Consider the following 18801-nt stretch of genomic DNA (forward strand, 5'->3'; position numbering starts at 1 on the left):
TGTTACAGAACAAAACATCTAAAGAATTAAGTTATGAAACAATATAAATGTCTTATTGCCTTGTTCGCAGCCGCTCTCTTTACGGGAGCGTGCAGCGACGATGACAACGACTATGGAACCGAGGGAATTGCCATAGAAACGCCTGCCGTAACCGGTGAAACAAGCACTTCATCTGCCTCACTTAGTGTGGCAGTCAACATGCGCGATGATGTACGCTATAGCGGTGCCGGCTTTTGCTACAGTTTACAATCGTCTCCTACCATCCATAGTGCCACAGTCAAAGCACTCATCAGTAATGGAACATTGTCTGCCACTCTCACGGATTTAGCTCCGAAACGCACTTACTATGCACGTGCATTCGTATGCATCTACCAAGGTGATGTAGTCTATTCACCAGAGTTCACGTTCAGTACAGCCGATGGTACATTAGATGAACAGTTAGCGGCTTATCAAGCCCCCACCTACCCCGACAATTATATCGCTATAGCAGACTGGAGCATGCGTGGTCAATGGAATCTTGCCAATGTACACGATCCTACGGTAGTGTTGGGTGAAGACGGATACTATTATATGTATCAGACTGATGCTTCATACGGTAATGCCCATGGAGGACATGGACACTTCCATGCACGCCGCTCCAAGAACCTGATTGACTGGGAATATCTGGGCAGAACAATGAAAGAACTTCCCGGTTGGGTAGTTCCCAAGCTAAATGAGATTCGTCAAGGAATGGGATTGCAATCCGTTGCTACTGCTGCTGAAATTTCCTATGGTTTCTGGGCTCCCTGTGTGCGCAAAGTTAGAAACGGTTTGTATCGTATGTACTATTCTATCACTTGTCCGGGATTACTCAACGGTGAAGGTACCTGGAGTGAACGTGCATTTATCGGAATGATGGAAAATACCAATCTTTCTAATAATGATGGATGGGTAGATAAAGGGTATATAGTGACGAATGCTTCAGACAAAGGGCTTGAGTTTAATGTTACCGCAGGAGACTGGGCAAACTGCTACTATAAATGGAATGCTATCGATCCTTCTTACATAATTACCCCCGAAGGTGCACACTGGTTGATTTATGGTTCATGGCACAGTGGTATTGTTGCTATGGAACTGAATGAAGTGACCGGTATGCCAAAACAAAGTTTGGGTATTCCCTGGGCTGAAGGCAATGCACCTGCTGAATATGGGCAGTTAATTGCCACCCGCCAAGCGGGTAATCGTTGGCAAGCAAGTGAAGGTCCTGAAATCGTTTACAATCCCCAAACGGAATATTACTATCTGTTTATGGCTTACGATGCTTTGGAAACACCTTACAACACACGCGTCGCCCGTTCAAAGAGTATTACCGGTCCCTATTTAGGCATTGATGGTGCCAATGTTACCGAAGGGGCTGATATGTATCCAGTCGTAACCCATCCATATAAATTCGCCAATAGCGAGGGTTGGGTAGGTATTTCACATTGTGCCATATTCGATGACGGTAATGGCAACTGGTACTATGCCTCACAAGGACGTTTACCTGAAAGTGTAGACAATGCCGTCATGCTGGGACATGTACGTAGCATTCGTTGGACTAAAGATGGATGGCCTCTGGTTATGCCTGAACGTTATGGAGCTGTTCCTCAAGCGGCTATCACTGAAGAAGAATTAATCGGTGATTGGGAACATATTGATCTGTCATATGTCTTCGGGCAGCAAAAAGAATCTTCTACAATGACCTTGACTGACGATCATAAAGTATCAGAAGGAACCTGGAAAGATAGTTCATGGAGTTTCGACGCCGAGAATCAAATTCTAACCGTTAATGGTGTGGACTTGTATTTACAACGAGAAACAGACTGGGAAGCAAAACCAAGAACGCATACTATTGTTTACGCTTCCTATACCGATAACAAGACTTATTGGGGCAAAAAGAGTAAATAGCTTTATTAAGTAAATGCATAATAATCGCTCATTCTCATTCTGAAAAACTGCCTTGAATAGCACCATATTCAGGCAGTTTTTTTGCTTTTATGTTACATAACATATAGTAGTGTAGTTGATACACTCAAAATAAAGTGTTACTTTTACACCCAAAATCGGATAATTATCTCATTTACATTAAAAATAGAACCATGAAAAACAGTTTTCTACTTGCAGGAATTGCCGCACTGATGCTATCTGCGTGCAATAACAAGCCAGCTCAGGAGTTGACTTTGTCCGGTCTCAATCCGGTGGATTTCCAAACAGAAGTAAACAATGCCAAGACGAATCTTTATACTTTAAAGAATAAGTCGGGCATGGAAGTATGCATCACTAACTTCGGCGGTCGCATCGTTTCTATTATGGTTCCCGACAAAAACGGGAATATGCAGGACGTCGTTCTGGGTTTTGACAGCATTGCTGACTATGTAAACATTCCGAGTGATTTCGGTGCTTCTATCGGTCGTTATGCAAACCGCATCAACCAGGGAAGAATTGTATTGGATGGAGACACGATCCAATTACCACAAAATAACTTCGGACACTGTCTGCATGGTGGTCCCCAAGGTTGGCAATATCAGGTATATGAAGCCAATCCGATTGACGACACTACTTTGGAACTGACCCGCATTTCACCGGACGGAGATGCAAACTTCCCCGGCAACGTAACAGCTAAAGTTCTTTTCAAACTGACTGATGACAACGCTATAGATATAAAGTATAGCGCCACTACAGACAAGAAAACGGTTATCAACATGACCAACCACTCCTACTTCAACTTATCCGGTAATCCTGCAAATGCTGCAACTGATCATATCTTATATGTAAATGCAGATAATTACACTCCAGTAGACAGCACATTTATGACTACAGGCGAAATCGCAACAGTGAAAGATACACCAATGGATTTCACTACTCCCAAAGCTGTAGGACAAGATATCACAAACTTTGATTTCGTTCAGTTGAAGAACGGAAACGGTTATGACCATAACTGGGTGCTGAATACAAAGGGTGACCTCTCTCAGGTAGCTGCCAAGATGACATCACCGGTAAGCGGCATCACACTGGAAGTCTATACTAACGAACCGGGTATACAAGTTTATACAGGCAATTTCCTGGATGGAACTGTAACCGGTAAGAAAGGCATTATTTATAATCAACGTGCTTCCGTTTGCCTGGAAACACAACACTATCCCGACAGCCCCAACAAACCCGAATGGCCGACCGTTGTACTGGAACCGGGACAAACTTACAACAGCGAATGTATCTTTAAATTCTCAGTAGAGAAATAATAGTTAACTTTTAAATATTAGAATTGTGGAAGCATTAGATTGGATTGTGATTGGAGTCTTCGCTTTGGCTCTGATAGGTATTATTGTTTGGGTTGTCAGACAAAAACAGAACGACTCGGCAGATTATTTCCTGGGTGGACGTGATGCCACATGGATTGCGATTGGTGCATCTATTTTTGCATCAAACATCGGTTCGGAACACTTGATTGGTTTGGCAGGCGCAGGAGCTTCCAGTGGTATGGCTATGGCGCACTGGGAGATTCAAGGATGGATGATTCTTATTTTGGGATGGGTATTCGTGCCTTTCTATTCAAGAAGTATGGTATATACGATGCCGGAATTCCTGGAACGTCGTTATAACCCGCAGTCACGCACCATATTATCCGTTATCTCTTTAATCAGCTATGTATTGACTAAAGTTGCGGTTACGGTATATGCCGGTGGTTTGGTATTCCAACAGGTATTCGGCATTGAAGAACTTTGGGGTATCGACTTCTTCTGGATTGCAGCTATCGGCTTGGTTTTAATAACTGCATTATATACTATCTTTGGTGGTATGAAGTCAGTACTCTATACTTCTGTATTGCAGACCCCGATTTTGTTATTGGGCTCACTGATTATCCTTGTTCTTGGTTTCAGAGAACTGGGTGGATGGGACGAAATGATGAGAATTTGTGGTGCAGTGACCGTAAACGATCAAGGCAATACGATGACAGAATTAATCCGTAGCAATAGCGATCCTAACTTCCCTTGGCTGGGAGCATTGATAGGCTCGGCTATCATCGGTTTCTGGTACTGGTGTACTGACCAGTTCATCGTGCAACGTGTACTTTCAGGTAAGAACCAGAAAGAAGCACGCCGCGGTACTATCTTCGGTGCCTACCTGAAACTGTTGCCTGTATTCTTATTCCTTATTCCGGGTATGATTGCTTTCGCATTGCATCAGAAATATCTGGGTGCCGGTGGTGAAGGTTTCTTGCCGATGCTTGCCAATGGTAACGCGAATGCCGATGCAGCTTTCCCCACACTGGTGGCAAAGTTGTTGCCGGCAGGTGTTAAAGGTCTGGTAGTTTGCGGTATTCTGGCAGCTTTGATGAGTTCACTGGCATCTCTGTTCAACTCCTCAGCTATGTTGTTTACCATTGACTTCTACAAACGTTTCAAACCCAAAACATCAGAAAAGAAACTGGTAGTCATTGGTCAGATGGCAACTGTAGTGATTGTAATTCTGGGTATTCTGTGGATTCCCATCATGCGTAGCGTAGGCGACGTGCTTTATACTTACTTGCAAGACGTACAATCTGTTTTGGCACCGGGTATCGCCGCAGCTTTCCTGTTGGGTATCTGTTGGAAACGTACTTCTGCGCAAGGTGGTATGTGGGGATTGATCGCTGGTATGGTTATCGGTCTGACGCGTCTGGGAGCCAAAGTATATTATAGCAATGCAGGCGATGTAGCCGGCGGTACATTCAAATATCTGTTCTACGATATGAACTGGTTGTTCTTCTGCGGATGGATGTTCCTGTTCTGTATCATTGTGGTTATCCTGGTCAGCCTGGCTACGGAAGCACCTACAGCAGAAAAGATACAAGGATTGGTATTCGGTACCGCTACTCCTGCCCAAAAAGCGGAAACACGTGTCAGCTGGAACCATTGGGATATTATCCATACGCTTATTATCCTGGGTATCACTGCCGCTTTCTATATCTATTTCTGGTAAAAAGACATTATGAATAAATACTATAGTTCAAATCCCACCTTCTACGTTGGTATCGACTGTATAATCTTCGGTTTCAACGAAGAAGAACTGAACCTGTTATTGCTGAAACGAAACTTTCAGCCGGCAATGGGCGAATGGTCTCTGATGGGTGGATTTGTGCAACAAGGTGAAAGTATAGATGATGCGGCCAAACGTGTACTGGCAGAACTCACCGGATTGGAGAATGTGTATATGGAACAAGTAGGTTCGTTCGGCGAAGTGGAACGTGACCCGGGAGAACGGGTTATCTCCATTGCTTATTATGCACTGATCAATATCAATGAGTACGACCGCGAACTGGTGCATCAGCATAATGCTTACTGGGTAAACATCAACGAACTGCCTCCTTTGATTTTCGACCACCCACTGATGGTGGAGCAGGCACGTGAATTGATGCAACAAAAAGCATCTACAGAACCCATCGGTTTCAATCTGTTGCCGAAGTTATTCACCCTGTCTCAGTTGCAAAGCCTTTACGAGGCTATTTACGGCGAACAGATAGACAAGCGTAACTTCCGCAAACGGATAGCCGAAATGGACTACATCGAAAAAACGGACAAGATTGATAAAACCGGTTCCAAACGCGGAGCAGCCTTGTATAAGTTCAATGAAAAGGCATACCGCAAGGCACCGAAATTTAAACTGTGATTTATTAATATTATGTTGGAAGAACTGAAAGAAAAAGTATTCCATGCCAACCTTGAGTTGGTGAAGCATGGACTGGTTATTTTCACCTGGGGAAATGTATCGGCTGTCGACCGCGAGTCGGGGCTGGTAGTCATCAAACCCAGTGGTGTAAGTTATGACGATATGAAGGCGGAAGACATGGTGGTGGTGGACCTCGACGGCAAGGTAGTGGAAGGACGCTTGAAACCGTCCTCAGACACTCCGACCCACGTGGTACTCTACAAGGCTTTCCCTGAAATCGGTGGTGTGGTACACACCCACTCTACTTATGCCACTGCCTGGGCACAAGCCGGATGTGACATTCCGAATATCGGAACGACACACGCAGATTACTTCCACGATGCCATACCTTGCACGGCAGATATGACAAAGGAAGAAGTGGAAGGAGCGTATGAAATGGAAACCGGAAATGTAATCGTGAAGCGCTTTGAAGGGCTGAACCCTGTACACACACCGGGAGTACTGGTAAAGAATCACGGCCCCTTCTCTTGGGGAAAAGATGCGCACGATGCTGTACACAACGCAGTGGTAATGGAACAAGTGGCTAAGATGGCAAGCATTGCTTATGCCGTCAATCCGAAACTGACCATGAATCCGCTGTTGGTAGAAAAGCATTTCAACCGCAAGCATGGGCCTAACGCTTACTATGGACAGTAAACAATCGACAATTAAAAATTAACAACTAAAAATTAAAGAATTATGAACGCATTTGATCAATATGAAGTATGGTTCGTAACCGGAGCACAGCTCCTGTACGGAGGTGACGCAGTTATCGCAGTAGACGCACACAGTAATGAAATGGTAGCTGGGCTGAATGCCAGTGGAAATCTGCCTGTTAAAGTCGTTTATAAAGGTACTGTAAATTCTTCCAAAGAAGTAACTGCCGCATTCAAGGCTGCCAACAATGATGAGAAATGTATCGGTGTTATCACTTGGATGCATACCTTCTCTCCAGCAAAGATGTGGATTCACGGTTTGCAGGAACTGAAGAAGCCGTTGCTGCATTTCCATACACAGTTCAACAAGGAAATTCCTTGGGATACAATGGATATGGACTTCATGAACCTGAACCAGTCCGCTCATGGTGACCGCGAATTCGGTCATATTGTAACCCGTATGCGCAAGAACCGCAAAGTGGTTGTAGGCCATTGGCAAGACGAAAAAGCGCAAGGTCAGATTGCAGCATGGATGCGTGTTTGCGCCGGATGGGCCGATGCACAGGATATGCTGATTATCCGTTTCGGTGACCAGATGAACAACGTTGCCGTAACTGATGGTGACAAGGTATCTGCTGAACAAGTTTTAGGTTACCACGTAGACTACTGTCCGGTAAACGATCTGATGAAGTACTACAATGCAGTAGAAGACAAAGATGTACAGGCAATGGTAGATACTTACTTCAAAGAATACGACCATGCTCCTGAACTGGAAAAGGCCGGAACTGAAGCTTATACCAAAGTTTGGAACTCTGCAAAAGCAGAAATCGCTCTCCGTCGTATCTTGAAAGACACAGGTGCCAAAGCATTTACTACCAACTTCAACGACCTCGGTGACTTTGACCAAATTCCGGGATTGGCTTCTCAACGTCTGATGGAAGAAGGTTATGGTTTCGGTGCAGAAGGTGACTGGAAAACGGCTGCATTGTACCGTACCACTTGGTTCATGAGCCAAGGCATGCCGAAGGGATGTTCTTTCCTCGAAGACTATACACTGCACTTCGACGGTGAAAAGAGCGCTATCCTGCAGGCACACATGCTGGAAGTTTGTCCGCTGATTGCCGAAGCAAAACCGAAACTGGAAGTACACCGTCTTGCCATTGGTATCGATAGCGAAACTGCACGTCTTGTATTCACCAGCAAGCAAGGTGAAGGCGTAGCCGCTACGATTGTTGACCTGGGCAACCGTTTCCGTCTTATCGTGAACAAGGTGGAATGTATCAAGAGCAAACCGCTGCCCAAACTTCCCGTTGCCAGCGCATTGTGGATTCCGATGCCGAACCTCGAAGTAGGTGCCGCTGCATGGATTCTGGCAGGTGGTACTCACCACACCAGCTTCTCTTACGACTTGACAGTAGAATATTGGGAAGATTATGCAGAGATGGCAGGTATCGAAATGGTAGTTATCGATGAAAATACAACTATCAGCGAGTTCAAGAAAGAACTGCGCATGAATGAAGTATATTACATGTTGAACAAAGCGCTTTGTTAATTATGAAACCAGACGCAAAATCAACCATCGAAGCAGGTAAAGCCATTCTTGGCATAGAATTCGGCTCCACCCGAATCAAGGCTGTTTTGATTGACCAGGAAAACAAGCCCATCGCTCAAGGAAGTCACACCTGGGAGAACCAGTTGGTGGACGGACTTTGGACATATAGCGTTGAGGCCATCTGGTATGGACTGCAAGATTGTTACGCCGACCTTCGTTCAAACGTGAAGAGCCTGTATGATATAGAGATAGAAACCTTGGCGGCAATCGGTGTCAGCGCCATGATGCATGGCTATATGGCATTCAATGATAAAGAAGAGATTCTCGTACCCTTCCGTACTTGGAGAAACACCAATACGGGTGCGGCTGCAGCTGCTTTATCAGAGCTGTTCGTTTATAATATTCCTCTGCGTTGGAGCATTTCTCACTTGTATCAGGCTATTCTGGACAACGAAGAACATGTGAAAGATATCGATTATCTGACAACACTTGCAGGTTTTATCCATTGGCAGATAACAGGTCAAAAAGTATTGGGCATCGGCGATGCATCGGGTATGCTCCCTATAGATCCGGTTACCAAGAACTACTCCGCTGAAATGGTGGCTAAGTTCGACGAGTTAATCGCTCCGAAGGGATACGACTGGAAGTTACTGGATATTCTTCCTAAAGCATTGCCCGCCGGTGAAAATGCAGGTTTCCTGACACCGGAAGGCGCTAAGATGCTCGACGTATCCGGTCATTTGAAAGCCGGAATACCGGTTTGCCCGCCCGAAGGAGATGCAGGTACCGGTATGGTGGCAACCAATGCTGTTAAGCAGCGTACTGGAAACGTATCGGCAGGTACCTCTTCATTCTCCATGATTGTATTGGAGAAAGATCTGTCAAAGCCCTACGAAATGATCGATATGGTTACTACTCCCGATGGAAGTCCCGTAGCCATGGTACATTGCAACAACTGTACGTCCGACCTCAATGCATGGATCAACCTGTTCAAGGAATACCAGGAACTGCTGGGTATACCTGTAGATATGAACGAAGTATATGGAAAACTCTACAACCATGCCCTGACAGGCAATGCGGATTGTGGTGGTCTCATTTCATTCAATTACATCTCAGGCGAACCTGTAACAGGATTTGCAGATGGAAGACCGATGTTTGTACGTTCGGCCAATGACAAGTTCAGCCTTGCGAACTTCATGCGGACGCACTTGTACGCTTCTGTCGGTGTCCTCAAGATTGGTAATGACATTCTTTTCAAAGAAGAAAAGGTGAAAGTTGACAGAATCACAGGACACGGAGGCTTGTTCAAAACTAAGAATGTGGGCCAGAGAGTACTTGCAGCAGCACTCAACTCACCCATTTCCGTAATGGAAACGGCCGGTGAAGGTGGTGCCTGGGGTATTGCGTTGCTGGGCTCATTCCTTGTGAACAACGAGAAGAAGCAACCTCTCGACGCTTTCCTGGACGAGCAGGTGTTTGGTGGGGATGCAGGTGTTGAGATATCACCTACGGTTGAAGATGTAAAAGGCTTTAACGCATACATCGAAAACTATCAGGCAGCATTGCCCATCGAAGAAGCAGCGGTAAGATTTAAAAAGTAATTATTCTGCTTGATAATCATACATTCTGTCATGCTGAGCGCAGCCGAAGCATCTCTTCTCCCATAACAAAGAGAGCAGATCCTTCGACAAGCTCAGGATGACAGATAGATATGCTTGTTCTATTTTAGGTCCCCTCCCACACACTCAAAAACCCTAATACAATATGAAATTAGCCCTTGCCTACCTATTACTTTTCCTCTCCCTTACAACCGGGAAAGCCCAAAATCAACAAAAAGTTACTTATTTTCCCCTTCAAGATGTCAAGCTACTGGAAAGCCCTTTCCTACAAGCTCAACAAACTGACTTACATTACATCCTGGCCATGGAGCCCGACCGCCTGCTCGCCCCTTTCCTGCGCGAAGCCGGACTGACTCCAAAAGTACCAAGTTATACCAACTGGGAAAACACCGGACTGGACGGACACATCGGCGGACATTACATTTCCGCACTCTCCATGATGTATGCCGCTACCGGAGACACAGCCGTATACAATCGGCTGAACTATATGCTCGCCGAACTACATCGTGCACAGCAAGCAGTAGGCACCGGCTTCATCGGAGGAACGCCCGGAAGCCTGCAACTTTGGAAAGAAATTAAAGCCGGGAATATCCGTGCCGGAGGTTTCGACCTAAACGGCAAATGGGTACCCTTATACAATATACACAAGACTTATGCCGGACTTCGTGACGCTTACCTCTACGCCGGAAGCGACCTTGCCCGTGAAATGCTAATTGCCCTCACCGACTGGATGATAGACATCACCGCCGGACTCACCGACCAGCAAATGCAAGACATGCTTCGTAGCGAGCATGGCGGACTGAACGAAACATTTGCCGATGTAGCCGCAATCACTGGTGACAAGAAATACCTGGAACTGGCACGCCGTTTCTCTCATAAAGTCATCCTCGATCCGCTTATCAAAGACGAAGACCGCCTGACAGGAATGCATGCTAACACACAGATACCCAAAGTAATCGGTTACAAGCGCGTTGCCGAACTTTCACAAGATGATAAAGACTGGAATCATGCTGCCGAGTGGGATCATGCCGCCCGTTTCTTCTGGAACACCGTGGTTAACCACCGTTCCGTTTGTATCGGCGGTAATAGCGTCCGCGAGCACTTCCATCCGGCAAACGACTTCTCACCCATGCTCAATGATATAGAAGGACCGGAAACCTGCAACACTTACAACATGCTGCGCCTTACCAAAATGCTCTACCAAGATTCTCCCGACTCACGCTTTGCAGACTATTACGAACGTGCGCTTTATAATCATATCCTGGCATCTCAGGAACCGGATAAAGGCGGATTCGTCTACTTCACCCCTATGCGTCCCGGACACTATCGGGTTTACTCGCAACCGGAAACATCCATGTGGTGTTGTGTAGGTTCCGGTTTGGAAAACCACACTAAATACGGAGAATTTATCTATGCACATCAGAAAGATACACTTTACGTCAATCTTTTCATCCCATCCCAACTTACCTGGAAAGAAAAAAGTGTAAGCCTGGTACAAGAAACACGTTTCCCCGATAACGGACAAGTGACATTGCGCATCGACAAAGCATCTAAAAAAGCTTTCACCATTAGCATACGCCAGCCGGAATGGGCCGACTTCTCCAAAGGGTATAACCTAAAAGTTAACGGCAAAGAACAACCTTCTGCCACAGCTACAAATAACGGCTATCTATCAGTTAACCGTAAATGGAAAAAAGGAGATGTAATCACCTTCACCCTTCCCATGCAGATAAAGTTGGAACAAATCCCTGATAAGGAAAATTTCTACGCATTCTTATATGGTCCCATCGTTCTTGCAGCTTCCACCGGAACAGAACATCTGGACGGCCTGTATGCAGACGACAGTCGCGGCGGACATATCGCCCATGGTAAGCAAATCCCCGTGTCGGAAATCCCCATGCTGATAGGAAATCCCGAGACTATCAGCCAATCACTTCACAAAGAGGACAGCGACCGACTGACATTCAACTATGACGGAAAGGTATATCCGGCATCCGGCAAAGCAATGAAGCTAATGCCATTCTTCCGTCTGCACAATTCCCGTTATGCCGTTTATTTCCATCAGGCCAGTGAAGAAGAGTTTCAAACATTGCGGGAAGAAATGGCGATAGCTGAAAAGAGGGCAAACGAGTTGGCGGGTCAAACAGTCGATCTCATTTTCCCCGGTGAACAGCAACCGGAATCCGACCATGGCATCCAATATGATAAGGCAGAAACAGGCACACACAAAGACCGCCACTTCCGCCGTGCTAAAGGATGGTTCAGCTACCACCTGAAAGTGAAAGAAGAGGCAAGCCGGATAATGATTACCATACAGAAAGGAGACCGCAATAAAACAGCTATTCTTTTCAATGGTGAGAAACTGACCACCAACCCGATAATCGGCGAAGCTGATAAAGATGGTTTTATTACTGTCTGCTATTCTTTGCCCCAGAAAATAGGAGCAGGAGCTTATCCAATACATTTCAGTCCCGACGGAACAGAATGGACGTCTGCTATTTACGAAGTACGTTTATTGAAATAACAACACCGGGTGTTGCCACTATAAACGCTATAAAATAAAGGATATAAAAAATATTATTTTACATCATATAACTAATAACCATTATGAGAAACAAACTATTTTTCAGCAGTGTTCTTTTAGCTGCTTCAGTATCGTTATCAGCACAAAAAAGTGCGACGATTACCTTGCATGCCGACCAAGGCACACAAATCATCCCTAAAGAAATATACGGTCAGTTTGCCGAACATCTCGGCACCTGTATCTATGGCGGACTTTGGGTGGGTGAGAATTCAGATATCCCTAACATCAAAGGTTATCGTACTGACGTTTTCAATGCCTTGAAAGAACTTCAGGTTCCTGTTCTCCGTTGGCCGGGCGGTTGCTTTGCCGACGAATATCACTGGATGGACGGTATCGGTCCGAAAGAAAACCGTCCCAAAATGGTAAACAACAACTGGGGAGGTACGATTGAAGACAACAGCTTCGGTACACACGAATTCCTCAACCTCTGCGAAATGTTGGGCACTGAGCCATACATCAGCGGAAACGTTGGTAGTGGTACTGTAGAAGAACTGGCTAAATGGGTAGAATACATGACTTCCGAAGGAGACTCTCCCATGGCAAGGCTCCGTCGCCAGAATGGACGCGACAAGGCATGGAAAGTGAAATATCTTGGTGTAGGTAATGAAAGCTGGGGGTGCGGTGGAAGCATGCGCCCTGAGTATTATGCTGATTTATATCGCCGTTATTCCACTTACTGTCGCAACTATGATGGCAATAATTTGTTCAAGATAGCCAGTGGTGCCAGCGATTATGATTATAATTGGACTAAAATCCTGATGGACCGTGTAGGCGGACGTATGCATGGTCTTTCTCTCCACTATTACACAGTTACCGGATGGAGCGGAAGTAAAGGAGCAGCCACCCAGTTCAGCAAAGACGACTATTATTGGACAATGGGTAAATGCCGTGAAATAGAAGACGTAATCAAAAAGCATTGCGCCATTATGGATGAATATGATCCTAAAAAGCATGTAGCCCTTATGCTCGATGAGTGGGGAACATGGTGGGATGAAGAACCCGGTACTATTCCAGGACACCTTTATCAGCAAAACACACTGCGCGACGCTTTCGTTGCCTCTCTTAGCTTTGATATCTTCCATAAATACACCGACCGCTTGAAAATGGCGAATATCGCCCAGGTAGTAAATGTATTGCAGTCGATGATTCTGACACAAGGCAAAGACATGGTGCTGACGCCTACCTATTATGTATTCAAGATGTACAATGTGCACCAGGATGCCACCTACCTCCCACTCGACCTAAACTGCGAAATCAAGGATGTACGTGACAACCGTAAAGTGCCCATGATTAGCGCCACAGCTTCCAAGGATAAGGATGGTAAGATTCATATCTCTATGTCCAACATCGATGCCGACAATGCACAAGAAGTCACCATCAACCTGGCAGACGTGAAAGCAAAGAAAGCCGTAGGTGAAATTCTAACTTCTGCTAACCTGGCTGATTACAACTCCTTTGAAAAGCCTAATAATGTAAAATTAGCTCCGTTCAAAGAGGTAAAAATCAATAAAGGAGAGTTGAAGATAAAACTACCAGCCAAATCGATTGTTACTATTGAGTTACAGTAAATCAGCCCAAAAGGCTTATTGTATTTTTAACAAGAAGCAGGCAGGATGCCCAATAAAAAAGAGACTCTTTCTATGTTGTGAATTTCGCATAAAGAGTTATCTTTGTCGCTGTTAAAATTAACAAGTGAGACGTCAACCCGCTTTATTATAGTATTCAATGTATAATTAATATCAATATGAACGACAACAAACTTATGAACCGTGCAGCGGATAACATCCGTATTCTCGCTGCTTCTATGGTTGAAAAAGCCAATTCCGGTCATCCCGGTGGCGCCATGGGTGGTGCCGATTTTGTGAACGTACTTTTCTCTGAGTTCCTGGTGTATGACCCCGAAAATCCATCATGGGAAGGCCGCGACCGTTTCTTCCTCGATCCGGGACATATGTCACCGATGCTTTATTCTCAATTGGCATTGATTGGCAAGTTCACACTGGACGAACTGAAAGAATTCCGTCAATGGGACAGCCCCACTCCGGGACATCCTGAACGCGATATCAAGCGTGGCATCGAAAATACTTCCGGACCGCTCGGTCAAGGTCACACTTATGCCGTAGGTGCTGCCATTGCCGCTAAGTTCATGAAAGCACGCTTCGAAGAAGTAATGCCGCAGACTATCTACGCTTACATTTCTGACGGTGGCGTGCAAGAAGAAATCTCACAAGGTGCCGGCCGCATCGCAGGTGCACTGGGTTTGGACAACCTTATCATGTTCTATGATGCCAATGACATTCAGCTTTCTACTGAGACGAAAGATGTAACCATCGAAGATACTGCCAAGAAATATGAAGCCTGGGGCTGGAAGGTTATCAAGATTAACGGTAACGACCCTGATGCCATCCGTGGCGCTCTGAATGAGGCTAAAGCTGAAAACGAACGTCCGACCCTGATTATCGGTCACACTGTGATGGGTAAGGGTGCACGCAAGGCAGACGGTAGCAGCTACGAAGCTAACTGTGCTACTCACGGTGCTCCCCTGGGTGGCGACGCTTATGTTAATACCATCAAGAACCTTGGCGGTGACCCGACAAATCCGTTCGTTATCTTCCCCGAAGTGGCAGAAATGTATGCAAAGCGTGCTGCCGAGCTGAAGGAAATCATGGCTAAGAAATATGCAGCTAAGGCTGAATGGGCGAAGGCTAATCCTGAAAAGGCTGCCAAACTTGATTTGTTCTTCTCAGGCAAAGCTCCGGAAGTGAACTGGGCAGCTATCGAACAGAAAGCAGGTTCGGCTACACGTGCAGCATCGGCTACCGTATTGGGTGCCCTCGCTACTCAAGTAGAAAACATGGTTGTGGCTTCTGCCGACCTTTCAAACTCCGACAAGACAGACGGCTTCCTGAAAAAGACCCATGCTTTCAAGAAAGGTGATTTCAGCGGCGCATTCTTCCAGGCTGGCGTTGCCGAGTTGACAATGGCTTGCTGTTGTATCGGTATGGCACTGCATGGTGGTGTGATTCCGGCTTGTGGAACGTTCTTCGTATTCTCCGACTATATGAAACCAGCCGTACGTATGGCTGCCCTGATGGAAGTACCCGTGAAGTTCATCTGGACACACGATGCATTCCGCGTAGGTGAAGACGGTCCTACTCATGAACCGGTAGAACAGGAAGCTCAGATTCGTCTGATGGAAAAACTGAAAAACCATAAGGGACACAACTCTATGTTGGTTCTCCGTCCGGCAGATGCAGAAGAAACAACTATAGCATGGAAGTTGGCAATGGAAAATACCACTACTCCGACAGGTTTGATTTTCTCCCGCCAGAATATAGCTAACCTGCCCGCAGGAAATGACTACGAACAGGCTGCCAAGGGTGCTTACATCGTGGCAGGTTCCGATGAAAATCCGGATGTGGTGCTCATTGCTTCCGGTTCGGAAGTTTCTACATTGGTGGCAGGTACGGAATTGCTCCGTAAAGATGGTGTAAAGGTACGTATCGTATCCGCTCCATCCGAAGGTTTATTCCGCAGCCAGGCTCCGGGTTATCAGGAAAGCATTATCCCTGTGGGTGCAAAGGTGTTCGGTCTGACAGCCGGTCTGCCTGTCAACCTGCAAGGTTTGGTAGGTACTAACGGTAAGGTATGGGGATTGGAGTCATTCGGTTTCTCCGCTCCTTACACTGTACTGGATGAAAAACTGGGCTTTACGGCTGACAATGTTTACAAGCAAGTGAAAGCAATGTTATAATATTGCCTGGTGCATACCGGGCGAATGATTATTCGCCCCTACAGGTTGTAACAGGCTTGTAGGGGCGAAACATTTTTAGTCCGGACCTGTTTATAAAACCTATAAATCAATCATTCTACAACATAAGATGAAAACAATTGGAATTTGCTCCGACCATGCCGGATTTGAGTTGAAGGAATACGTTCGCGGCTGGCTGGAAGTTAAGGGTTGGGAGTATAAGGACTTCGGAACATATACTACGGAAAGTTGCGATTATGCAGATTTCGCCCACCCGCTGGCACTGGCCGTTGAAGCCGGAGAGTGCTATCCGGGAATTGCTATCTGCGGAAGTGGCGAAGGTATCAGCATGACATTGAACAAACACCAAGGTATTCGCGCCGCACTGTGTTGGACAGCGGAAATAGCCCACTTGGCACGCCAGCACAATGACGCCAATGTACTTGTGATGCCGGGACGTTTTATCAGTACGGAAGAAGCCGATATGATTATGAGAGAGTTCTTCAGTACGGAATTTGAAGGAGGGCGTCATCAGAAGCGGATTGATAAGATGCCAGTAGGATAATCATCCCAACTTGAAATTTATACTTGCGGCTGCGAAAGCTGACGCTTGTACAAGCGTTACCCTACACTTGTACAAGTGTAAGCATTCGCAGCCGCAAGTGTTTACCGAAGGTTCATAAACCTTTTGCAAGTTCAAGAAGTACAAACACATCAAATTTTACACCTTTTAAGTCAAAAACTCTTCCGTATTTTAGAGTCGCTTTCCGTATTTTTGCCCACATAATCTAATTAACCATTAAAAGCAAAACAAGAAACGCATGAAAAAAGTATTCGGAATTCTTTCCCTGCTTCTCTCGGCTTCATTGGCAATCGCCAACCCGATAGACTTCGACAAGGCTTTCAAGGAGAGTGCAAAGATTGAAAAGCAAATCAAGAAAACATCTTTCTCCAAGCAAACGTATCTCATCACGGACTTCGGTGCCAAACCCGATACCCCGGACGCGCCTTGCCATGAGGCAATCAACCAGGCCATCGTAACCTGCTGCCTGAATGGTGGCGGTACGGTTGTAGTTCCCAAAGGCACATTCTATACAGGCCCCATCACCCTGAAAAGTAATGTTAACTTTCATGTAGAAGAAGGAGCTGTATTGAAATTCTCAACCGACCAAAGTCTCTACTTCCCCGGTGTCATCACCCGTTGGGAAGGAATAGACTGCTATAATGCCCGCCCACTGATTTATGCTTATGGAGAAACAAATATCGCCATCACCGGTAAAGGTACCATCGACGGACAAGGTTCCAACGATACTTGGTGGCCTATGTGCGGTGCTCCCCGCTATGGCTGGAAAGAAGGCATGGTGGCACAACGCAATGGCGGACGCGAACGCCTGCTGATGTACGGTGAAACCTCTACTCCCATTTATAAGCGTGTGATGACACCCGAAGATGGTCTGCGCCCGCAACTCATCAACCTGTATTCATGTAACACGGTGTTGATAGAAGACGTAACTTTATTGAACTCCCCCTTCTGGGTTATCCACCCGCTATTCTGCGAAAGTCTCATAGTGCGTGGAGTATATGTTTATAACCGTGGTCCCAACGGTGACGGTTGCGATCCCGAGTCCTGCAAAAATGTATTGATAGAAAACTGTACTTTCGACACCGGAGACGACTGTATTGCCATTAAATCCGGTCGTAACCAAGATGGACGTAAGTGGGGTATTCCTAGCGAGAACATCATTGTACGCGGTTGCTATATGAAGAAAGGACACGGCGGAGTAGTCATCGGCAGTGAAATTTCCGGTGGATACCGTAACCTGTATGTGGAAAATTGCAAAATGGACAGTCCCGACCTCGACCGCGTCATCCGTATCAAGACCAGCACCTGCCGTGGCGGATTGATTGAAAATGTGTTCGTGCGTAACGTCACCGTAGGCCAGTGCCGCGAAGCCGTGCTGCGCATCAACCTGCAATACGAGAACCGTGAAAACTGCAACCGTGGCTTCACTCCCACTGTCCGCAACGTCCACCTGAAAAATGTGACCTGCGAAGAAAGCAAGTTCGGTGTTCTCATTATTGGTCTTGACGATGATGACCACGTATATAACATCAGTGTTGAAGATTCCCATTTTAATAATGTTGCCAAAGATGGAAATGACATAAAAGGTGCAAAAGACGTAACGTTCAAAAACCTATATATAAATGGTAAACTTGTAAAGTAAGCAAGCCACACTTATCATAATTCAAGCCCGAAGTCGTGACATTCTGACAGAATTTCATTCAACTTCGGGCTTTTTATTTCCTCATTTTTCTTATTTTTCACAGAATACTTGCTCATTGTCTCTAAATAAAAACTATCTTTGTATTCCAATAATCCGGAATTCAATACGATATGGAGCAACTGAATACAATCAAAGAGCTTATCAATCAGGGAGATGTAGTCGAAGCTATCCAACTGCTTGACGAATATCTGGCCAACGCCCCCGCCAACCGGGACGAAGCTTTCTATCTCCGGGGAAATGCCTACCGTAAACAAGGAAATTGGCAGCAAGCTTTAAACAATTATCAATATGCCATCGACCTCAATCCGGACAGTCCCGCCCGTGAAGCCCACCGTATGGTAATGGATATCCTGAATTTCTTCAATAAGGATATGTACAATCAATAACATATAAAAGTAACGTGAATTATGGCAAAGATTAAAGGAGCAATCGTAGTGGACACCGAACGGTGCAAAGGCTGCAACCTATGTGTGGTAGCCTGTCCCCTGCATGTAATAGCCCTCACCAAAGAGGTGAACGTAAAAGGGTATAACTATGCCCACCAAATACTGGAAGATACCTGCAACGGCTGTGCGTCGTGCGCCCAGGTTTGCCCGGACGGATGTATCTCTGTTTATAAAGTAAAAGTTGAATAAATCTGTAAATCAGTAG

General features: G+C 45.8%; 14 protein-coding genes. All 14 read left to right on the forward strand.

What is annotated here, in order from left to right; all coding sequences use genetic code 11:
• Positions 1 to 33 precede the first annotated feature (33 nt).
• Positions 34 to 1926 (forward strand): arabinan endo-1,5-alpha-L-arabinosidase, encoded by a 1893-nt coding sequence (locus BUC01_RS09430; protein ID WP_025831667.1) that lies wholly within the window; start codon positions 34 to 36, stop codon positions 1924 to 1926.
• Positions 1927 to 2117: 191 nt separating this feature from the next.
• Positions 2118 to 3257, forward strand: coding sequence for an aldose epimerase family protein (locus BUC01_RS09435; RefSeq protein WP_025831665.1), 1140 nt, complete (start codon positions 2118 to 2120; stop codon positions 3255 to 3257).
• 25 nt (positions 3258 to 3282) lie between these two features.
• The gene (locus BUC01_RS09440) at positions 3283 to 4977 is read left to right on the forward strand and encodes a sodium:solute symporter (protein WP_073313517.1); all 1695 of its coding nucleotides are present in this window, start codon (positions 3283 to 3285) and stop codon (positions 4975 to 4977) included.
• A gap of 9 nt (positions 4978 to 4986) precedes the next feature.
• Positions 4987 to 5664: an NUDIX hydrolase gene (locus BUC01_RS09445; RefSeq protein ID WP_025831664.1), complete on the forward strand. Its 678-nt coding sequence runs from the start codon at positions 4987 to 4989 to the stop codon at positions 5662 to 5664.
• Positions 5665 to 5676: 12 nt separating this feature from the next.
• A complete protein-coding gene (locus BUC01_RS09450; protein WP_073313520.1) occupies positions 5677 to 6360 on the forward strand; it encodes an L-ribulose-5-phosphate 4-epimerase in 684 nt (227 codons plus the stop codon).
• Positions 6361 to 6402: 42 nt separating this feature from the next.
• Entirely contained in the window at positions 6403 to 7911 is a 1509-nt protein-coding gene (gene araA / locus BUC01_RS09455; protein ID WP_073313522.1) for an L-arabinose isomerase, read from the forward strand.
• A 2-nt stretch (positions 7912 to 7913) separates the two neighbouring features.
• Positions 7914 to 9512, forward strand: a complete 1599-nt coding sequence (locus BUC01_RS09460) for a xylulokinase (protein WP_025831662.1) — start codon at positions 7914 to 7916, stop codon at positions 9510 to 9512.
• A gap of 163 nt (positions 9513 to 9675) precedes the next feature.
• Entirely contained in the window at positions 9676 to 12054 is a 2379-nt protein-coding gene (locus BUC01_RS09465; RefSeq protein WP_073313525.1) for a beta-L-arabinofuranosidase, read from the forward strand.
• Positions 12055 to 12137: 83 nt separating this feature from the next.
• Positions 12138 to 13682 (forward strand): alpha-N-arabinofuranosidase, encoded by a 1545-nt coding sequence (locus BUC01_RS09470; RefSeq protein WP_073313528.1) that lies wholly within the window; start codon positions 12138 to 12140, stop codon positions 13680 to 13682.
• Between the two features lie 176 nt (positions 13683 to 13858).
• Positions 13859 to 15868 carry a transketolase family protein gene (locus BUC01_RS09475; protein ID WP_073313531.1) on the forward strand — a complete coding sequence of 670 codons (2010 nt, stop codon included), beginning with the start codon at positions 13859 to 13861 and terminating at the stop codon, positions 15866 to 15868.
• Positions 15869 to 15995: 127 nt separating this feature from the next.
• Positions 15996 to 16430, forward strand: coding sequence for a ribose 5-phosphate isomerase B (gene rpiB, locus BUC01_RS09480; RefSeq protein ID WP_025831660.1), 435 nt, complete (start codon positions 15996 to 15998; stop codon positions 16428 to 16430).
• Positions 16431 to 16686: 256 nt separating this feature from the next.
• Positions 16687 to 18090 (forward strand): glycoside hydrolase family 28 protein, encoded by a 1404-nt coding sequence (locus BUC01_RS09485; protein WP_025831658.1) that lies wholly within the window; start codon positions 16687 to 16689, stop codon positions 18088 to 18090.
• Between the two features lie 170 nt (positions 18091 to 18260).
• Positions 18261 to 18536 carry a tetratricopeptide repeat protein gene (locus tag BUC01_RS09490; RefSeq protein WP_025831656.1) on the forward strand — a complete coding sequence of 92 codons (276 nt, stop codon included), beginning with the start codon at positions 18261 to 18263 and terminating at the stop codon, positions 18534 to 18536.
• A gap of 21 nt (positions 18537 to 18557) precedes the next feature.
• Positions 18558 to 18785 carry a ferredoxin family protein gene (locus BUC01_RS09495; protein WP_007663880.1) on the forward strand — a complete coding sequence of 76 codons (228 nt, stop codon included), beginning with the start codon at positions 18558 to 18560 and terminating at the stop codon, positions 18783 to 18785.
• The last annotated feature ends 16 nt before the right edge of the window (positions 18786 to 18801 follow it).

Origin of the sequence: Bacteroides stercorirosoris, assembly GCF_900142015.1 — a bacterium.
Taxonomy (GTDB): domain Bacteria; phylum Bacteroidota; class Bacteroidia; order Bacteroidales; family Bacteroidaceae; genus Bacteroides; species Bacteroides stercorirosoris.

Coding starts and splice junctions, on each gene's coding strand:
- BUC01_RS09470 (WP_073313528.1), top strand. CDS start 12,138: ATGAGAAACAAACTATTTTTCAGCAGTGTTCTTTTAGCTGCTTCAGTA.
- BUC01_RS09460 (WP_025831662.1), top strand. CDS start 7,914: ATGAAACCAGACGCAAAATCAACCATCGAAGCAGGTAAAGCCATTCTT.
- BUC01_RS09475 (WP_073313531.1), top strand. CDS start 13,859: ATGAACGACAACAAACTTATGAACCGTGCAGCGGATAACATCCGTATT.
- BUC01_RS09430 (WP_025831667.1), top strand. CDS start 34: ATGAAACAATATAAATGTCTTATTGCCTTGTTCGCAGCCGCTCTCTTT.
- rpiB (WP_025831660.1), top strand. CDS start 15,996: ATGAAAACAATTGGAATTTGCTCCGACCATGCCGGATTTGAGTTGAAG.
- BUC01_RS09490 (WP_025831656.1), top strand. CDS start 18,261: ATGGAGCAACTGAATACAATCAAAGAGCTTATCAATCAGGGAGATGTA.
- araA (WP_073313522.1), top strand. CDS start 6,403: ATGAACGCATTTGATCAATATGAAGTATGGTTCGTAACCGGAGCACAG.
- BUC01_RS09465 (WP_073313525.1), top strand. CDS start 9,676: ATGAAATTAGCCCTTGCCTACCTATTACTTTTCCTCTCCCTTACAACC.
- BUC01_RS09495 (WP_007663880.1), top strand. CDS start 18,558: ATGGCAAAGATTAAAGGAGCAATCGTAGTGGACACCGAACGGTGCAAA.
- BUC01_RS09445 (WP_025831664.1), top strand. CDS start 4,987: ATGAATAAATACTATAGTTCAAATCCCACCTTCTACGTTGGTATCGAC.
- BUC01_RS09450 (WP_073313520.1), top strand. CDS start 5,677: ATGTTGGAAGAACTGAAAGAAAAAGTATTCCATGCCAACCTTGAGTTG.
- BUC01_RS09485 (WP_025831658.1), top strand. CDS start 16,687: ATGAAAAAAGTATTCGGAATTCTTTCCCTGCTTCTCTCGGCTTCATTG.
- BUC01_RS09435 (WP_025831665.1), top strand. CDS start 2,118: ATGAAAAACAGTTTTCTACTTGCAGGAATTGCCGCACTGATGCTATCT.